At 54.2% G+C, this 14,256-nt stretch carries 16 protein-coding genes and 1 pseudogene; 13 read left to right on the top strand and 4 right to left on the bottom strand.

Features of this window, described 5'->3' with window-relative positions:
• The first annotated feature begins 1 nt into the window (after position 1).
• Positions 2-514, top strand: coding sequence for a hypothetical protein (locus RJT48_RS15795; protein ID WP_311173304.1), 513 nt, complete (start codon positions 2-4; stop codon positions 512-514).
• Between the two features lie 9 nt (positions 515-523).
• Here the strand turns inward: RJT48_RS15795 and RJT48_RS15790 are convergent, their stop codons facing one another.
• A complete protein-coding gene (locus tag RJT48_RS15790) occupies positions 524-898 on the bottom strand; it encodes a hypothetical protein (RefSeq protein ID WP_311173303.1) in 375 nt (124 codons plus the stop codon).
• Positions 899-1,003: 105 nt separating this feature from the next.
• On the opposite strand from RJT48_RS15790, the gene RJT48_RS15785 reads away from it, so the two are divergent.
• From RJT48_RS15785 to RJT48_RS15775, 3 genes are all read left to right on the top strand, one after another.
• On the top strand, positions 1,004-1,885 hold the full coding sequence (locus RJT48_RS15785) for a hypothetical protein (RefSeq protein WP_311173302.1): 882 nt from the start codon (positions 1,004-1,006) through the stop codon (positions 1,883-1,885).
• A 5-nt stretch (positions 1,886-1,890) separates the two neighbouring features.
• The gene (locus RJT48_RS15780) at positions 1,891-2,244 is read left to right on the top strand and encodes a hypothetical protein (RefSeq protein WP_311173301.1); all 354 of its coding nucleotides are present in this window, start codon (positions 1,891-1,893) and stop codon (positions 2,242-2,244) included.
• Positions 2,245-2,311: 67 nt separating this feature from the next.
• Positions 2,312-2,983 carry a hypothetical protein gene (locus tag RJT48_RS15775; protein ID WP_311173300.1) on the top strand — a complete coding sequence of 224 codons (672 nt, stop codon included), beginning with the start codon at positions 2,312-2,314 and terminating at the stop codon, positions 2,981-2,983.
• Between the two features lie 67 nt (positions 2,984-3,050).
• Here the strand turns inward: RJT48_RS15775 and RJT48_RS15770 are convergent, their stop codons facing one another.
• A complete protein-coding gene (locus RJT48_RS15770) occupies positions 3,051-3,863 on the bottom strand; it encodes a hypothetical protein (RefSeq protein ID WP_311173299.1) in 813 nt (270 codons plus the stop codon).
• A 152-nt stretch (positions 3,864-4,015) separates the two neighbouring features.
• Between RJT48_RS15770 and RJT48_RS15765 the strand changes: the two genes are divergently transcribed.
• The 5 genes and pseudogenes from RJT48_RS15765 (at position 4,016) to RJT48_RS15745 (ending at position 6,526) form a co-directional block, all read left to right on the top strand.
• Entirely contained in the window at positions 4,016-4,900 is an 885-nt protein-coding gene (locus RJT48_RS15765; protein WP_311173298.1) for a hypothetical protein, read from the top strand.
• A gap of 143 nt (positions 4,901-5,043) precedes the next feature.
• Entirely contained in the window at positions 5,044-5,283 is a 240-nt protein-coding gene (locus RJT48_RS15760; protein WP_311173363.1) for a hypothetical protein, read from the top strand.
• Positions 5,244-5,528: pseudogene (locus RJT48_RS15755) on the top strand (transposase); the annotation flags it as partial. The gene RJT48_RS15760 and the pseudogene RJT48_RS15755, both read left to right, overlap by 40 nt.
• 86 nt (positions 5,529-5,614) lie before the next feature.
• Entirely contained in the window at positions 5,615-6,214 is a 600-nt protein-coding gene (locus RJT48_RS15750; RefSeq protein ID WP_311173297.1) for a DUF7995 family protein, read from the top strand.
• Positions 6,215-6,220: 6 nt separating this feature from the next.
• On the top strand, positions 6,221-6,526 hold the full coding sequence (locus RJT48_RS15745; RefSeq protein WP_311173296.1) for a hypothetical protein: 306 nt from the start codon (positions 6,221-6,223) through the stop codon (positions 6,524-6,526).
• Between the two features lie 965 nt (positions 6,527-7,491).
• On the opposite strand, the gene RJT48_RS15740 is transcribed toward RJT48_RS15745, so the two are convergent.
• A complete protein-coding gene (locus tag RJT48_RS15740) occupies positions 7,492-8,889 on the bottom strand; it encodes a Cdc6/Cdc18 family protein (protein WP_311173295.1) in 1,398 nt (465 codons plus the stop codon).
• Positions 8,890-9,866: 977 nt separating this feature from the next.
• Here RJT48_RS15740 and RJT48_RS15735 point away from each other — a divergent pair.
• The 3 genes from RJT48_RS15735 (at position 9,867) to RJT48_RS15725 (ending at position 12,916) form a co-directional block, all read left to right on the top strand.
• Entirely contained in the window at positions 9,867-10,649 is a 783-nt protein-coding gene (locus RJT48_RS15735) for an N-6 DNA methylase (protein WP_311173294.1), read from the top strand.
• A gap of 869 nt (positions 10,650-11,518) precedes the next feature.
• Positions 11,519-12,310, top strand: coding sequence for a hypothetical protein (locus RJT48_RS15730; protein ID WP_311173293.1), 792 nt, complete (start codon positions 11,519-11,521; stop codon positions 12,308-12,310).
• A gap of 69 nt (positions 12,311-12,379) precedes the next feature.
• Entirely contained in the window at positions 12,380-12,916 is a 537-nt protein-coding gene (locus RJT48_RS15725) for a metal-dependent hydrolase (protein ID WP_311173292.1), read from the top strand.
• A 368-nt stretch (positions 12,917-13,284) separates the two neighbouring features.
• On the opposite strand, the gene RJT48_RS15720 is transcribed toward RJT48_RS15725, so the two are convergent.
• Positions 13,285-13,572 carry a HalOD1 output domain-containing protein gene (locus RJT48_RS15720; RefSeq protein WP_311173291.1) on the bottom strand — a complete coding sequence of 96 codons (288 nt, stop codon included), beginning with the start codon at positions 13,570-13,572 and terminating at the stop codon, positions 13,285-13,287.
• A gap of 99 nt (positions 13,573-13,671) precedes the next feature.
• Between RJT48_RS15720 and RJT48_RS15715 the strand changes: the two genes are divergently transcribed.
• Positions 13,672-13,893, top strand: a complete 222-nt coding sequence (locus tag RJT48_RS15715; protein ID WP_311173290.1) for a hypothetical protein — start codon at positions 13,672-13,674, stop codon at positions 13,891-13,893.
• Positions 13,894-14,256: the final 363 nt, after the last annotated feature.

Genomic DNA, 14,256 nt, shown 5'->3' with positions numbered 1-14,256 from the left:
TATGCGTTTCGCATTAGCAGAAGCGAACTGGGGAGACGACGACGGCACCACGTCGCTCGCAATCGTCACGCCAACAGGCCTCGATCGGCCCTCGGAGTACGGCCGGGCCGCAACGGGCTATCAAACCGCTGAAATCGGCTACGAATTCGACTCCACATACGATCCAACCGTCAACGACCACCCCGATCCGACTCCCGTCATCTTCTACCCCAACGAACTCCGCGACATCATTACGGAAGTCCGGAATACGCTCCCTATTGATCCATTCTCACCCGCGAACTTCGATGTTCTCGTCGACTGGGCTGACGACCAGGAGGGTGGAGAAGGACTTCTCGCGGAGATCGGTACAAACGAAAAGGGAAAATGGTGTAAGCAGCTCAAAATGCTCCGAAACGACGGCGGCCACCCCTATCTCAAAGTCCAGCGCGGCGCCCACCACACTTGGCTCCGCGGATCGCCGACCCTCGGTCGCAAAGAGTTCGATGGTGTCTTCGGAAACGTCACCGTCATCTAACCACCAGGATCAGTCCCCCTTCGGATTGACAGGCGCGATATACTCGTTCTTCCAAGTGTCACCGTCCCGCCATTGCCAATAATAATACCTGTATCCCTGTTTCGGCTCCTTCACCGTGATGTAGGCCCCTGTAGCGGGGACATCATCGTAGTCGTCGGGATCCATCGAGACACCCTGCTCCTCGAGATCTTCGACGACATCATCGTCGACGGCATCCTCGGGAGCGGTATCTGGAGACGCAGGTGGTTGCTCCCGCTTCCAATCGGCGAGAGCTTGTGCGTAGTCAGCCAAATCCTCCAGCTCCTCGACCGATAATTCGTCTACCGCGTCTCGAACGTGTGCCGGAAGGTTAGGTCCAGAAGGTCTCTCAGTGTCGCCCGTCATTAGTTACCCCACAGAGGGGCATAGCCATAACTTTTGTGGGGTAACTCGTGGTGAGCACTCTCCGGTTGGTTTCTCGCCCCCCACAGGTGGTGGAGGTAACTACGCATGTCTACCCACCAGATCACCCCGGCGGACGAGCACCTCCCACCCCTCGAACTTCCCCCAGGCGCGCTCGACGCATCGCACCCTGACTATGAGAACACCACGGGTAGTGACCCACCGGAGATCGAGCCTATCGAGCACCGCATTCGTCTCGACATCATCGAGGCTGGCGGGCTCTTGTCTCACGACACCCACGCCCCCACCCCGCTCGCCCGGCAGTACATCCAGAAAACACTTGTCGATACTTACGAGAGCGAACGCCGGTTCTTCCCCTCCTACGACCGCCTCGATGACTTCCTGGACGAGGCTCCTGCCTTCCTCACAGGTGAGCTCGAACCACATTACCGTGAGCTCGAACAGATTCGTGCCGATCGCCGAAAGTGGTACACGGAGCTCATTCCGAAAAACCTCGACACTATTCAAGGAACAGCCGATTCCCTTCTTCCCCTCCACGCAAACACTTTCCACGGAGTCGTCATCGTCGACGGGAACACCGATCCAATCGGGTATGCCGACGGACACGATCTCGATGTAGACGATGTCATTCGGGAAGCCCAGCTCGATAACCACATCCTGCCCTCCGAATACGGGATCACTCTCCCGGCGCCGCTCCTCGTCGGGGAATTCGCCAGCGGGTCCACTTACGCGTTCCTTCCCTGGTCGGACGCCGTCGTCTGTGGTTGTCCCTATAAGCAGACGAACAAGTGGGCGGTGATGTGCAAACACGAACTGGCGGCTGCATCCTGTCTCGCCACCGCTCACGAAGGAGACGTCGATGCCAAGTACGTTCTCCCGATCGACGTCGGTGTTGACATCCCGCAGCGCGCCCGCCGGTTCGTCAGCCCGACCGTCGCAGCCACTCACACGCCCCGGAAGCAACGGTGATCACGATGACGCCTTCCATCACAGACCCGGGGAGCCACCCCCAGCTGCAGTGGCTCATTCGCGGGTCGCCCGCGATTACGCTCACTGAAGCTCTCCACAACGCCATCCCTGTCGAGGTCCTCGACAACACCGTTGTCGACGCTGAAGCCTACTATCACGTCGCGACAGACACCATCATCGTCGTCCAATTCGATACGGTCCAAACCATCCTCGAACGGGACGGTGCTCCTCTCCGCTGCCCACACGACAACGACCCGGCTTCTTGTCCGTCGTGTGCTACTCAAGGAGACACGACCGATTGCGATTCACTCGATAGCACCGACCACCATCCACACGATCCGTCACCAGCCTGTTCGTGAGTTCCGATATCTCTCATATTTCACCCGTTCGACAGGAGGCTACTCGAGCACCCCACTCCTCCTAACTATGCAGATCGACACAAGCACCCTCACCCAGATCCAGACGTATCGCGTAACCGCAGACCCGGTCATCGCGAGTGACCACGCTGCCGGCACCGCCAACCTTACTGACGGTATCTACGAGGAGCGCCGCGCACTCGTCAAGGACACACCTCCAGGTGAACGTGTGCCCGTCGCAACGTGGGGCGAGCTCACAGTACTCTGTTCGACGGCCTCCCTCACCCACGCGGCATTCACGAACACGGAGTTCGTCAGCCTCTATCAGTACGCCTTCCGCCAGTACCTCGACGGAATCGGTGACGATGACCAAGATGCGGACGCGATGCTTCCCTCAAACTTCACGATCCTCCCCGCAGACGACGAAATTCGCGATCAAGCCCGTAACCTCCGCGAAGTGCTCAAGCGCGACCGCGACCGCTGGTTTACCGAGCACGTCGATGATCTTGACGTCGAAACCGGTGACGTCCCCAAGGCGTTCTGGCTACACGATTCCACGACGACGGCAGCGGAACGTCTTGCCGAGGGGTTCGCGGCCGGTGAGATCTCCGACCAGCTTCTCCAGAGTCTCCCCTGTCTTCCTGGACAGGCTCCCGGGGAGAATCCCGATACAGCCGAGAGTACAGCAACACAGATGATCAACGAGAGCGATTCAGCACAGGCCGGTCTCGATATGTTCTAACTGACTCTGTGAGATCACCAGATTGTGACAAGTGTTCCACCGCCGTCGATACATACAGCGGGTTGACTTACTCCTCAGCCAGCGTGGTCTCTTCCATCATAGACACTAACGTCGACTGTAAGCTACTCTCATTCTCAACGATCTCTTCACCGAGGAGCCCAGTTGACACGCTTTCGTCCGGCACCATACCACCGACGAGCAGAAACTCTTCTCCAGAGCTTTCGAGGGAAAGGAGACCTCGGAAATCGATGTTTTCCAATTCGTCGTTGTCACCAGCTTCCCACTCTACCTCAAATGTGAAGCCGAAGTGGCGGTACTGGGGTTTCTCATACCCGAATTCCCTGATACAGCTTATGGACCAATCTTTCTGTAACCCATCCTGTATAGACGGCTCACCCCCATAACCATGCAACTCGCGCGTTTGTTGTGTATATACCTCCTGGGCGAAATTAGTGGTTGTCTCACTATAGGGGTTCTCTCCGCAAGTATTCTCTCGAAGAATCGTCATCGGGTTATTGACCGATACAGAAAATGGGACTGGACCACCACCGATTGTAATTCGTGATGAGGTATCCTCTTCATCATTCTGAATCATCTGTGTAGGGGTTGCACGAATAGCTAGGAAGGACGCAATAGACGGTGCATTTGACGCGAATTCGTCAGCGGTTCCCCCAAGCTCTGCTTGCTCTGCTCGAACCCCCTCCCAATCGAAGCTATACGCTTCTTCGGATATTTCCTCGTCATCCCACTGATCGCCAAACTCGGGGAGAGTTATTCCGTTAATTGTGTTTTCATTAGCAGATGTTACCGCACTGCCAACCGACGAGAAACCAAATGTGAGCACCGCAGTCGAACTCAGGAGAAAGTCTCTACGGTCCATACCAGGTTATATTGATTAAGGAACATACGTTTATCGCCAATACAAACAGTTTGTGGATGTGTTTGATATGCTGGAAGGGGGAAATGTAGACTATATAACAGCTGTTTTCACTATGAAGAACACCAATTTATTGACCGCAGCAGAAAAAGAATGTGTCATCAGCTGATGATTTCAACAAACCCGATTATTTAGCCCTTGAGGGGATGTTTCGTTCTATGACGTGGTTTGGTGATTTTCGGAGCGAAGTAAGAGAGAAAGCACGGGTTTCGGATTTGGTTTTGATTTCTTCGGTGCCAATCCTTCTCTTGCTGATCTTCCTGCTTCCTGAATCAATTCAGAACGCTTTGATCCTGGACTACGGTGATTACTCTATTTTCAACCTCTGGAGCTCTGCCTTTGTACATCGAGGATTCGATCACTTCAGCAATAATTTAGCGGCTTACTGCGTCCTGATCGGCCCAATATATCTGCTCTTTGTGCTGGCGAATGAACGGAAGCTGTTCCGATACACGTTTCTGTCACTTCTCTTCATCCTGCCGTTCGTGATAGCCCTAATCAACATAGCCGTCCTTGGCTCTGGAACCGGAGCAGGCTTCTCCGGAATCGGCTCCGCATTCTTTGGCCTTCTCCCCGTCTCGCTATTCCTATTCATCCACAATAAAGTCTCAGAGAAGATAGAACCAACCCACGGAGTCGTACTGTTTCTAATAGCCGCCGGAATCATCGCACTAACCTACTCCGGCGTTACTGCAGCAGCCGGAATCCTGCTGATCGCAGTACTCCTTACCATCTACGACATATACCAGATAGGTCTTGGCGAAGCAAAGAATGCTGCTGTCGAGCTAACTTCGATGGAGGGATATTTTGAACTGGTTATGATCACCAGTCTCCTGTTCCTGATCTCTCCAGTACTGCTCTTTCCTCAAGATATTGCCCAAGGCGATGGCGCAGTGAACATTCTATCCCACTACTTGGGGCTTGTCTTCGGATTCTTCGGACCCACGACCTACCTAGTCTATCGAAGACGTCGACAGTAGCTATCTGACGGAACCAAAGTACGAAGATGACCGGTATCAATCAAAAGGCCTCATACAAAACCGTGTGACTCCTCGTTAGCAAATCCACTTTTACAGGTGTTGGCAGTTCTATTTAACAATCGAATTTTATTTGTTAAGGTAGGATGGCTGGAGAGACCGATTCAGAGCTCATCGAGAAAATCAGGGCTGTTGTCGATCGAGTCTATAGTGAGCAGTTAAGCGACGGCGTGAATGCAGTTGAGAGCCTCCGATTGGTGGGGAACCCTGAGCCTGATGTTGGGATCTTCCAGTATGAACCGAGACAGGTAACATGGGCAGTAAATCCCTTCGCGGGCAACATCGATATATCCTCGCGTTGTGTGAAGAATTCCAAGGAAATTTGATCATTGTTCTTGACGGCGCGCCGTACTTCAGGGCGTCGGCCGTCACGGACCTGGCGGCACGTGACGACCTCGAATTCGTTCAGTTACCAGCGTACACACCCGAGCTAAATCCAGTCGAAGAGTGTTGGCGACAGCTGAAACAGACGCTCAGCAACCGGTTGTTCGACTCACTTGATGAACTTACGTCAGCGATCGACCACGCTCTTGAACAGCTTTCTGCCCCAGATATACGTAATTACTTCTAACGATTACTATAGTTTACCCCCACAATACGACACGCTCTCACCGTGTATTTCTCACCCTCCACTAAGAGTGGAGGTTTCATCGATAGATGCACCAGCTTATCCGCGTACTTGTTCCCGGTACCACTCAAGACGACGCCCTCGTCTGCGCTCACAGCGCCCTCGACAAACTCGTCGGTGTCGGCGTCGATACTGCCAGTGTCTACGACTACTACGGGACGTTCGATCAATCGGACTCTCGTTACAAGCCACACGTCGCGAACGTCATCAGTGATGGCAGCTCTGAGACTGTCGACGAGACAACGGTCGCCCCAGCGTTCCCACTCGACAGCGACGAGGGGCAAGCACTCCTCGATGACGCGCTCGAGGAACAAACAGAGGAGTTCCGAGATACGTTGTCGAGATTCCAGTCGAAAGTCGAAGATCTCTCCGTCGAGGGCGTTATGAACAACGTCGACGGGGTACGATTCCACCTAGGACAGCTCGCCGAATGTCGAGGACCGTCAGTGTACATCTATAACGAATACGGAGGCGGTCTCGTATCACCGACGGCCGTCGACGAATACGTCGATCGCCTACAAAACGCTTCGTCCGGTACTGTCGGCGGCGACGGTGACGCCGCAGCGGCCACAAAAGAAGATGAGCAGATGTCCCGGGGATGGCTCGTCCCCGCCGACGTCCATTTCTAGCGCGTTATGCCGAGTGAGTCACACCTCTTCGAGACGCTTAACGACCCGAATCGGATAGCCTTCCGGGTAGAGCTCCCTGACGGGAAATCAACAGCGTTCGCGACGACTGGACGGACCGACGTTGCAGTCGGCGAGCGGTACTGGAATTCCTACGACGGCGAACTATACCGCGTCACGATCGTCGACGACACGACGGTTGAAGCAGTCCTCGAATTCGGCTGTGGAGATATCCCCCGATCAGTCTCCTTCGACTGTGAGTGGTTTACTCCAGACGGTGACTCCCTCCACCACATCGCTCCGCAGACCGAGTAACCGCCATCACACTTTCGACCCATCAGTATGTCATCACTTGCTTTCCCCGTTCGCGACGGTTCGGAACCAGCACCACTTGACCATTCCTCGCTGGCCAGCAACAAACCAACCGAACTCGCATCGACGATCCGCACTGGAGATCACATCTTTGAGCGAACCGTCATCGACTCTCGAAGTCGATTCCCCATTCCCGAGGTGAAGGCTGTTTACCGACGTCGCGTCATCACTAACGTTCAGCTCACTCGAGGAGGCCGTTCATTGGCCGTTCACTTCCAAGAACGGCTCCCTGCCGATGAGTCGATGGTCGCAGCGCTCCATTCGAGTGATCCAGAGTGGCGTACATACCCGCCAGCGGGAATGCCGGATTTCCCACGACTGGACGTCGAACCTGGTGAAAAATCGGACTGGAGGGTCTCCCATTGGGAACCCAAGCGTGTCACGCCACCGCCTCTCGAGGACGTCACCGACCTCACAGTCCACCGCGTTTGTGGACGAGGGAGTCGGCAATTCGTCAATCACCTTCTTATCGGTGGTCCGGACGGCCACATCGACCATCGCCTCGGCGGTGTCGCGAAATGGAAGGCCGGATTCATCGCTACCCAGGATGGGCATCCGTACTCAGTGGCGGTGCTCGCACAGCCGTACACATACAGTTACGACGGGGCTCGTGAAGAGCTGTACGTTACACGGCTTGCGAATCACCCGAATCGCCCACCGAATACGTCGAGTTGGATGCTTGCGCGTCTTCGAGACTGGGTACGTGAGCATACCGAGCGAAAGCGGCTCGTCGCGATCGCCGGCGTCGACGACAACACTGGAGTCTGCTACCGAGCCGCTGGGTTCGAACTCGATCGGATCAAACCCGTCTCGAGTACTGATTGGGAGAACCGTGAAGGACGTACTGTGCCCCGTCGCGACGAGTGGACTAAACGAAGGTACGTCTCATCAGTATAACAACTGATTAGTCAGGCGAACCGTTTCAGCGAGGATTTAGAGATATCTCCGAATCGAGAATCCTCCATTACGATATCAAGGATAGCCTCTGGATTGTGGAGTAACCGATGAGAGTTGTGGCGGCCACCGCCTTTTCCCATATTCACCTCTTTAGTTTCGATTACCTGGCTGAGCTGCATCTCATCGAGGATATCCCGGAAGCGCCGTATCCCGATCGTGTCCATATCTATCGCGTTAGTGATCTGCTGGTACGCATCGTAGAGTTCACCTGTGATGATGTAATCGTCACGCGAGAAAAGTGACTTAGCAGCGATCGAGAGACAAGCTGCTTTCATTTGAGTGGGGGTTCCCTGGAGGAAGTCGCGGAATCGATCCTTTTCAAGTGCGTCTTGGGCTCTTCGCACGTGGTCTTCTTCGACCATATCAGCTCCCTCACGATCGGCTAGCTCTCCTGCGGTCCTGAATAACCGCATTGCTTTCCGTGCATCTCCGTGTTCCTGGGCTGAGAAAGCCGCGACAAGAGGAATAACCTCATCAGTGAGAACACCATCACGGAATGCGTCATCACGCCCTCGAAGAATCTCTTGAATCTGATTTGCGTTATATGGGTCGAAGTTGAGTTCTTGGGTCTGGAAGGCACTCTTGGTGCGTGGGTTCAGCTCGTCGAAGAAGTTGATTTGATTGCTTATTGCTATAATTCCGATTTGACACGACGTATCATTCGATTCGACGGCCTTCGCGAGACTCATCAGAACGTGGTCGCTCTTGAGAAGGTCGACTTCGTCAAGAATAATGATAGCCGAGTCGTAGTGATCGAGAATCTGCCAGAGCCGTTTGTAGAACTTGTCTTTCGGTAGCCCGGTATCGGGCATTTTTACGATGTCCTCATCCTCGTCATAGATATCATCGTCGTTCAGCTGTTGCCCGATTGTCGAGATGACTTGGACTTCAGTTGAGGATTTCGAGCAGTCTAGATACGTATGACCTATTCGGATATCATCAACTGCCGCATTGACAGCTCGACGAGTGACATATCGGGAGACGAGAGATTTTCCCGTTCCTGTTTTCCCGGTAATTGAGATGTGATTTGGGGCACCACCATAGACAGCGTCGTTCAGACAGCTACTGATAGTGGAAATATAATCGTCACGTCCGACAATTCGATCGCCATCAGGTACCCAACCGACACGGACCATCTCCTTATTTTGGAAAACCCCCTTCCGTTGAGAAAAGAGCGGATCGTCAACCTTGAATTGTTGACCGTCCCCTTCGCTTGATGGCGGTTTTCCATTCTCGTTTTGACTCCCCTCCGGTTCCGATGTTTGGACACGAGATCGGTCGTCTTGACCGTCTGAAGACGTAGAATCCAAATCTCGACTTTCATCGGAAGTCGAGGTGCCGTTTGACATAGAAGCATCGACGAAACCCGATTACTTAAAAGTATTCCCACCTCGACTTCCGACGTAAATCTCCCACGACGGAAAGTCTACTGGAAGGACTACCTCGATCTTCGAACAATCACGGAACCCAACACACACACACACCCCTTCGGTTCCGTCGTTACCGATGAACGTGTACCCCCCACGGGAAGGATAGGTGCAATCACGGTATAGAGGATAGAACGCGTCTCTACGGCGTTTTTGGACGTTCCAACCCGTTACCGACCTTCGTCTCGAACGTACCAGCCGCTCCGCTTCTTCATCCTTAGTATTTCGTCCCGCGGAGGTATTCAAGCTGTATTGTAATAAACCTAGGGGTGAAATAACTCAACTTTTACATATTCTTATCGTGGGACAGAATCCAGGCGACTCTTGCTATTCTCAGTCTAGTTACCGCTTTTCGCGGCCGCTAACGTCGGAACTGGTGGGGTGTGTCTGGTCATCGTGATCTTGAGCTGCGTTGCCCTTGTCTATCTAACGACGGAACCGAAGGGGTGTGGGTCCGTCATCGAGTAGTGGTAGGATTTCCCCGAGACCAATTCTCGTCTCTAACCTTCGTTTATAGACCTGTTCTGCCCGTGGTATCCTGAAGTATTCATTCTTGACGAGAGTTATCAGGCTTTTCTTCCGTTTTTTCGTTCCACTCATCCCGCTCTTACTCTCATCTAAAGCGAGTAAATTCGCACGCTAACGTCGGAACTGGTGGGGTGTCCCCACCCGAGATCTGGAGACTTCATACGATTTGTCCCTCGTTTACGACGGAAGTCCAGGGGTGTCCTCATTGCGATAACGCCGGAACCAGTGGGGTGTTTTCCCCCTCGCCTTACGACGGAACTGGTGGGGTGTCCCCTCTCTGGATTTTTCTCTCCCTACGTTGAACTGAGGCGATTCGTCGATGGCTTCCATCACCGACCCGAGTACATACGAACCAATCACCGAGAATCTCGATGAAGTTCACCGTCACCGCTCTTAGTCGGAACGACGACGACTACCTTGACCTCGTTCACGATTTCACAGATCGTCTCCACGATGATGACGATCTCATCAGAGATGTTCTCGAGACCTATGGGACTGCACTCGGAGCCCTCGTCAATACAATGGAAGAAACGACCGTTCCGGGATACCCGCACTCGGCGGAACTCCTCGGCGGGATTTACGAACACTACGGAGCTAACAGTGATGCCTTCGGCCAGCACTTCACACCCCAGAATGTCGCCATCGCGAAGGCTCAGATGCTCTTCAGCGCCCCCGAAGGCATTCGTGACGCCACTCAGGAGGACCCTATCACGATCAGCGATCCGGCGTGCGGGAGTGGTCGACTCCCGTTCCACGCTGTCCAGCAGCTCCGTCACATCTCTCCTAACACGCCCACTGTCGTCGTTGGACGCGACATCGACAAGACGTGCGCTCATATGGCCGTCATCAACTTTGCACTCCCCGCCATCCCCGCGTTTGTCGTCCACGGAAACTCCCTCACCTACGAGACGTGGCACGTATGGCGAGTAAACCATCCCACGCGAATCCTTACTGACTCAACCGTCAACGGGGCTATCACTGAATTCGACCCTGACAACGCACCCATCATAACGAGCTTTGAGCAGGCCGATGGCTCCGCTCAGGACGACACCAACAACGATAGCGACCTCTCCGAAGGAAACGTTGAGGACGCCGTCACGATCGATGATCCCGATACCATCGAGAACGTCACGCTTGACGCCTTCAGCGAATAACTATCTGTATACCACACTCTACAATGTCCGTTGTTCTCCAATCCGAGGCGAACCGGCGTCAAGCCCTTCGAGAACTCTTCCAGGCCCTTGAGGACCATACGCCGCCGCCACGAGGTCTCACACAAACCAAGTCTGGCGTCGTAGCTACGATCAGGCCCGCCCCGATGACCACCCGTGCGTGGTTCCTCGAGCGATATCCTCATCTCAAGGCCAGCGAAGAAACCACCGGAGCGCAGGTCTTCCGAGCGTACTGTTTCGACCCGACTCACATTCGAAAACCAACTACGGATCCCCGCGATCACGTCCAAGGGAACTTCGTAGAAGATCACCTCGTCACCTGTCAAGTGTTCGTCCTCGATCTTTCTGCTACCCACTTCGAAAATCACACGAGACTGGACGAAATTCTCCGGATCGCCAGCGAGCAATTCTCTCCTATCATCCGTGACGGTCGACGTGTCCTTGAGAAGACGATTGTTGGCTCCGCTCGAGACGTCCACGCACTCTATCAGCGCACTCGATATCAACCAGCTTTCGACCCATCGACGAATATGTGAACAACACTGCTCCTCGATAGGAACGACGACTACACGCTCGCTCGCGTCGACGACTAGCCAGTTCACGTTGGTCATTCGTAACATTACGGAGTCCTCACGATGCCATCGAATTCCCAATCCCAACTCGATGCGTTCACGACGACCGAAGAATCGACATCCGACCACTCAACAAATACTTCCGCAGTAACATCGACGACTGAGAAGTCTGAAGCGACCCACTCCACAGCGAAAACACCGCTAAACGATTTCTACGAGGATATCCAGAGGGTCTTCGAGGAAACATATCCGTCAGCACTGTTGAATGTCGATCAGGTTATGGCGCTCACTCCGGATCATAACGTCTTCTGTACATCTGACCTTCCTGATGAGCTCGAGGTCTCTCCAGCCCGTATCGGTCAGTGGGAACTCGACTACCACGACGATACGACCATCACCTACCGAGCCTCGGGACGTGCCTTCGACGAACGATGGGGAGAAGGCGGGTCGATCGTCCGTCACCGCGTCTACTTGAACGACTCCGGAGCGAACCGCGACGGGATGTGGCACTATATGACCGAACTCGTGACCGGCTACGGGAACCCCTCACAGGTTCGGAAGGCAGACACCAGCGATAAGGCGCGACTCTCCGGGATACGCGGCCACAGCGTCCAGAACAACGACGGCGACTACGGCGTCTCCGGAGGGACGAACGCACGCTTTGAAGACATCAAGACCGCAGTCGCGACGGTCGTTGCCCAACTCCATACAGAGCCCTCCACAACCCGAACGCACCTCCCCGACACCGACGACCTGGAGTGGACGCTGTCCAAATACGGCCTCAGGACGGCTACTTACGAGCGGCTGGCACCAAACGAAACAGATTACGACTACTTGCGTCTCACCGCAACGCAGGATCGCGTCTACCTCAAGGGGCTCAAGGAGAACGAGTCATCAGCTCACCACGACCGCGTGCCTGTCCCCATACCTGATTCGATCCCGCCCGCCTGTGCGACTCAAACCGAGCGAGCGACCACCGTTGTTGCCTCCTCGCTTTCCCCGCTGCTCATCGAGCCTATCCTCAAACAGCCAGTCGAGGAGGTTCTTGAAGCCATCGCGCTTCCACAGTGAGGATGAGACATTATCACCCCCGGAATAGTCTTTTTGCCGGACGAAGAAGATGGAGCTACGGCTCCAGAGATGCATCGACGTGGTCATTACGGACTCGCTCTTCTCGCCTTCTCACCGCTGGCGTTTCTCCTTACCGTTAGTCACGCATCTGGCGAAGCCCTCGTAGGAATTCTCATCGTCGCCGGCGTAGCACCGATTCCCGATATCGACCAGCGTATCCCCTTCGTTTCGCACCGGGGCATCACGCACACCGTCTGGTTCATTATCGTCGCGTCCACGATCGCTACGGCCGTGACGTGGGCCACGACGCTCCAGGGAACACAATCGGTAAACGGGACGCTGTCAACAGCAAGTGCTCCATCCCTCGTTCTTCCTGCGTTCGGCGTCGGCTTTCTCGTCGCGCTGGGGCTCACGACACACCTTATCGGTGACGTGATCACGCCGATGGGAATCAAACCGTTCGCGCCCGTGGACGACACGGAGTACACGTGGAAGCTTACGACGTCAGCGAACAGCACGGCAAACAACGCTCTGTTCGTCGCTGGGCTCGGGGCCACAGGAGCGGCCATCTATATCCCGCAGATCCTCGCGACGATCGGCGCGTAACTGTGGCTTTAACGCGGTCATCGAGCAGGCAGTCTCTATCAGTTACCCCACGAAAGGGGTGTGTCGCCCCAGTGTGGGGTAACTCGGCTCGATCATCGAGCAAATTTCTCTCTCCCCTTTGTTGATGGAGGAATTCACGTATGGGTAGTCTTTCCCGATACCGCGCAAAGCAACGCACACATCCAAGCCCTCGACAACACTATCAATAGCCTGGTCAACAACGGACAGATTGACCCTGAAGAAGTTCAGTACCTTCGAGACAAGGTCATCGCGATCAAGGACCGACTTGAACAGCACCGTTCACGCGAGTAGCAGAAGATGGCATACCACAACTACTTCGACGATACGATACCCGCCTCCATCCGTTCTCAGGTTGCGGTGTCACTAGGCTCCCATATCCAGACATCGCCAGCACTTGATACTCGCACGTGAATCCCGTCGTAATCGAATTGAACCCTCACGTCTCCTTGTGAAGACTGGCCGCTCTCACCCTGGAGAACCTCAGCAAGAGCATCTGGATCGATCCAGTAAGCGAACGGTGGGAGGTCTTCGATAGGTCGGTTTTTGTAACAGGCCACCACCTGTACCAACTCGTGGGTAATCGATCCTCGATCTGGATCTATCGTTTGATGGTATTCACACTGCTGCTCATCCATATAGATGTGTTATTCGTCGGTATTATAAATCTGTGTTATTCATTAGCATTATCGCTTTTATTGGGAGATTTGTCCACGGCCTTATTGAGCGATCCGTCTATGACGATCGAAACTGCACAAGACGCTCCCGAAGCTGGCATCTGTTCGGCCGAGGAGATTCACGACTTCCTCGCGACTCGATTCGGTCGCGACGATGTCCTCGTCGAGGTTGAGTCATCTGGCGCCGTCCAGACTACGATCAACCAGGACGCTGGGGTCGAGTACCCCGGTGAATGGGGCACTCTTCAAGATACTATCCACTCGTCAACTAAAACTGCCTAATAGGGTTGCATAGAACAGTTGCCACACTATTTATTTACCCATTGTTCACTCAATACAGGCTACAATTCGAATAGAAGAGCGAATTATTTCAGCCGGATACAGACACACTCCCAATCTGGTATTGTTTTTTCGGGGGAGCGAATTTCATATGCCCCTTCGATAGCCACGTTATTTTGATGCGATCTCCGAATCAACACTGTAAGCGCTTCTTGTAATTCCGCTTTCGAAGTTGGTGAGCCCACTCCCATATCACAATCAAGACTCCTATCCCGAAAACAGTCCTGCATTGTGTACCAATGAGATTGTCTCCTGTTTCGATTAGTAGGCACATTTACTGATCGGCATATTCAACCAGTTCACTCT

This window comes from Halobellus ordinarius, from assembly GCF_031823395.1.
GTDB classification, from domain to species: domain Archaea; phylum Halobacteriota; class Halobacteria; order Halobacteriales; family Haloferacaceae; genus Haloquadratum; species Haloquadratum ordinarius.
This window is presented reverse-complemented; position numbering and strand designations above follow the sequence as displayed.

What these genes read in the sequence shown, in the direction of transcription:
- RJT48_RS15715 (WP_311173290.1), top strand. Translation starts at nt 13,672, where the DNA reads ATGACGATCGAAACTGCACAAGACGCTCCCGAAGCTGGCATCTGTTCG.
- RJT48_RS15760 (WP_311173363.1), top strand. Translation starts at nt 5,044, where the DNA reads ATGGCTGGAGAGACCGATTCAGAGCTCATCGAGAAAATCAGGGCTGTT.
- RJT48_RS15745 (WP_311173296.1), top strand. Translation starts at nt 6,221, where the DNA reads ATGCCGAGTGAGTCACACCTCTTCGAGACGCTTAACGACCCGAATCGG.
- RJT48_RS15730 (WP_311173293.1), top strand. Translation starts at nt 11,519, where the DNA reads ATGGCGCTCACTCCGGATCATAACGTCTTCTGTACATCTGACCTTCCT.
- RJT48_RS15725 (WP_311173292.1), top strand. Translation starts at nt 12,380, where the DNA reads ATGCATCGACGTGGTCATTACGGACTCGCTCTTCTCGCCTTCTCACCG.
- RJT48_RS15775 (WP_311173300.1), top strand. Translation starts at nt 2,312, where the DNA reads ATGCAGATCGACACAAGCACCCTCACCCAGATCCAGACGTATCGCGTA.
- RJT48_RS15785 (WP_311173302.1), top strand. Translation starts at nt 1,004, where the DNA reads ATGTCTACCCACCAGATCACCCCGGCGGACGAGCACCTCCCACCCCTC.
- RJT48_RS15740 (WP_311173295.1), bottom strand. Translation starts at nt 8,889, where the DNA reads ATGTCAAACGGCACCTCGACTTCCGATGAAAGTCGAGATTTGGATTCT.
- RJT48_RS15770 (WP_311173299.1), bottom strand. Translation starts at nt 3,863, where the DNA reads ATGGACCGTAGAGACTTTCTCCTGAGTTCGACTGCGGTGCTCACATTT.
- RJT48_RS15780 (WP_311173301.1), top strand. Translation starts at nt 1,891, where the DNA reads ATGACGCCTTCCATCACAGACCCGGGGAGCCACCCCCAGCTGCAGTGG.
- RJT48_RS15795 (WP_311173304.1), top strand. Translation starts at nt 2, where the DNA reads ATGCGTTTCGCATTAGCAGAAGCGAACTGGGGAGACGACGACGGCACC.
- RJT48_RS15750 (WP_311173297.1), top strand. Translation starts at nt 5,615, where the DNA reads ATGCACCAGCTTATCCGCGTACTTGTTCCCGGTACCACTCAAGACGAC.
- RJT48_RS15790 (WP_311173303.1), bottom strand. Translation starts at nt 898, where the DNA reads ATGACGGGCGACACTGAGAGACCTTCTGGACCTAACCTTCCGGCACAC.
- RJT48_RS15720 (WP_311173291.1), bottom strand. Translation starts at nt 13,572, where the DNA reads ATGGATGAGCAGCAGTGTGAATACCATCAAACGATAGATCCAGATCGA.
- RJT48_RS15735 (WP_311173294.1), top strand. Translation starts at nt 9,867, where the DNA reads ATGAAGTTCACCGTCACCGCTCTTAGTCGGAACGACGACGACTACCTT.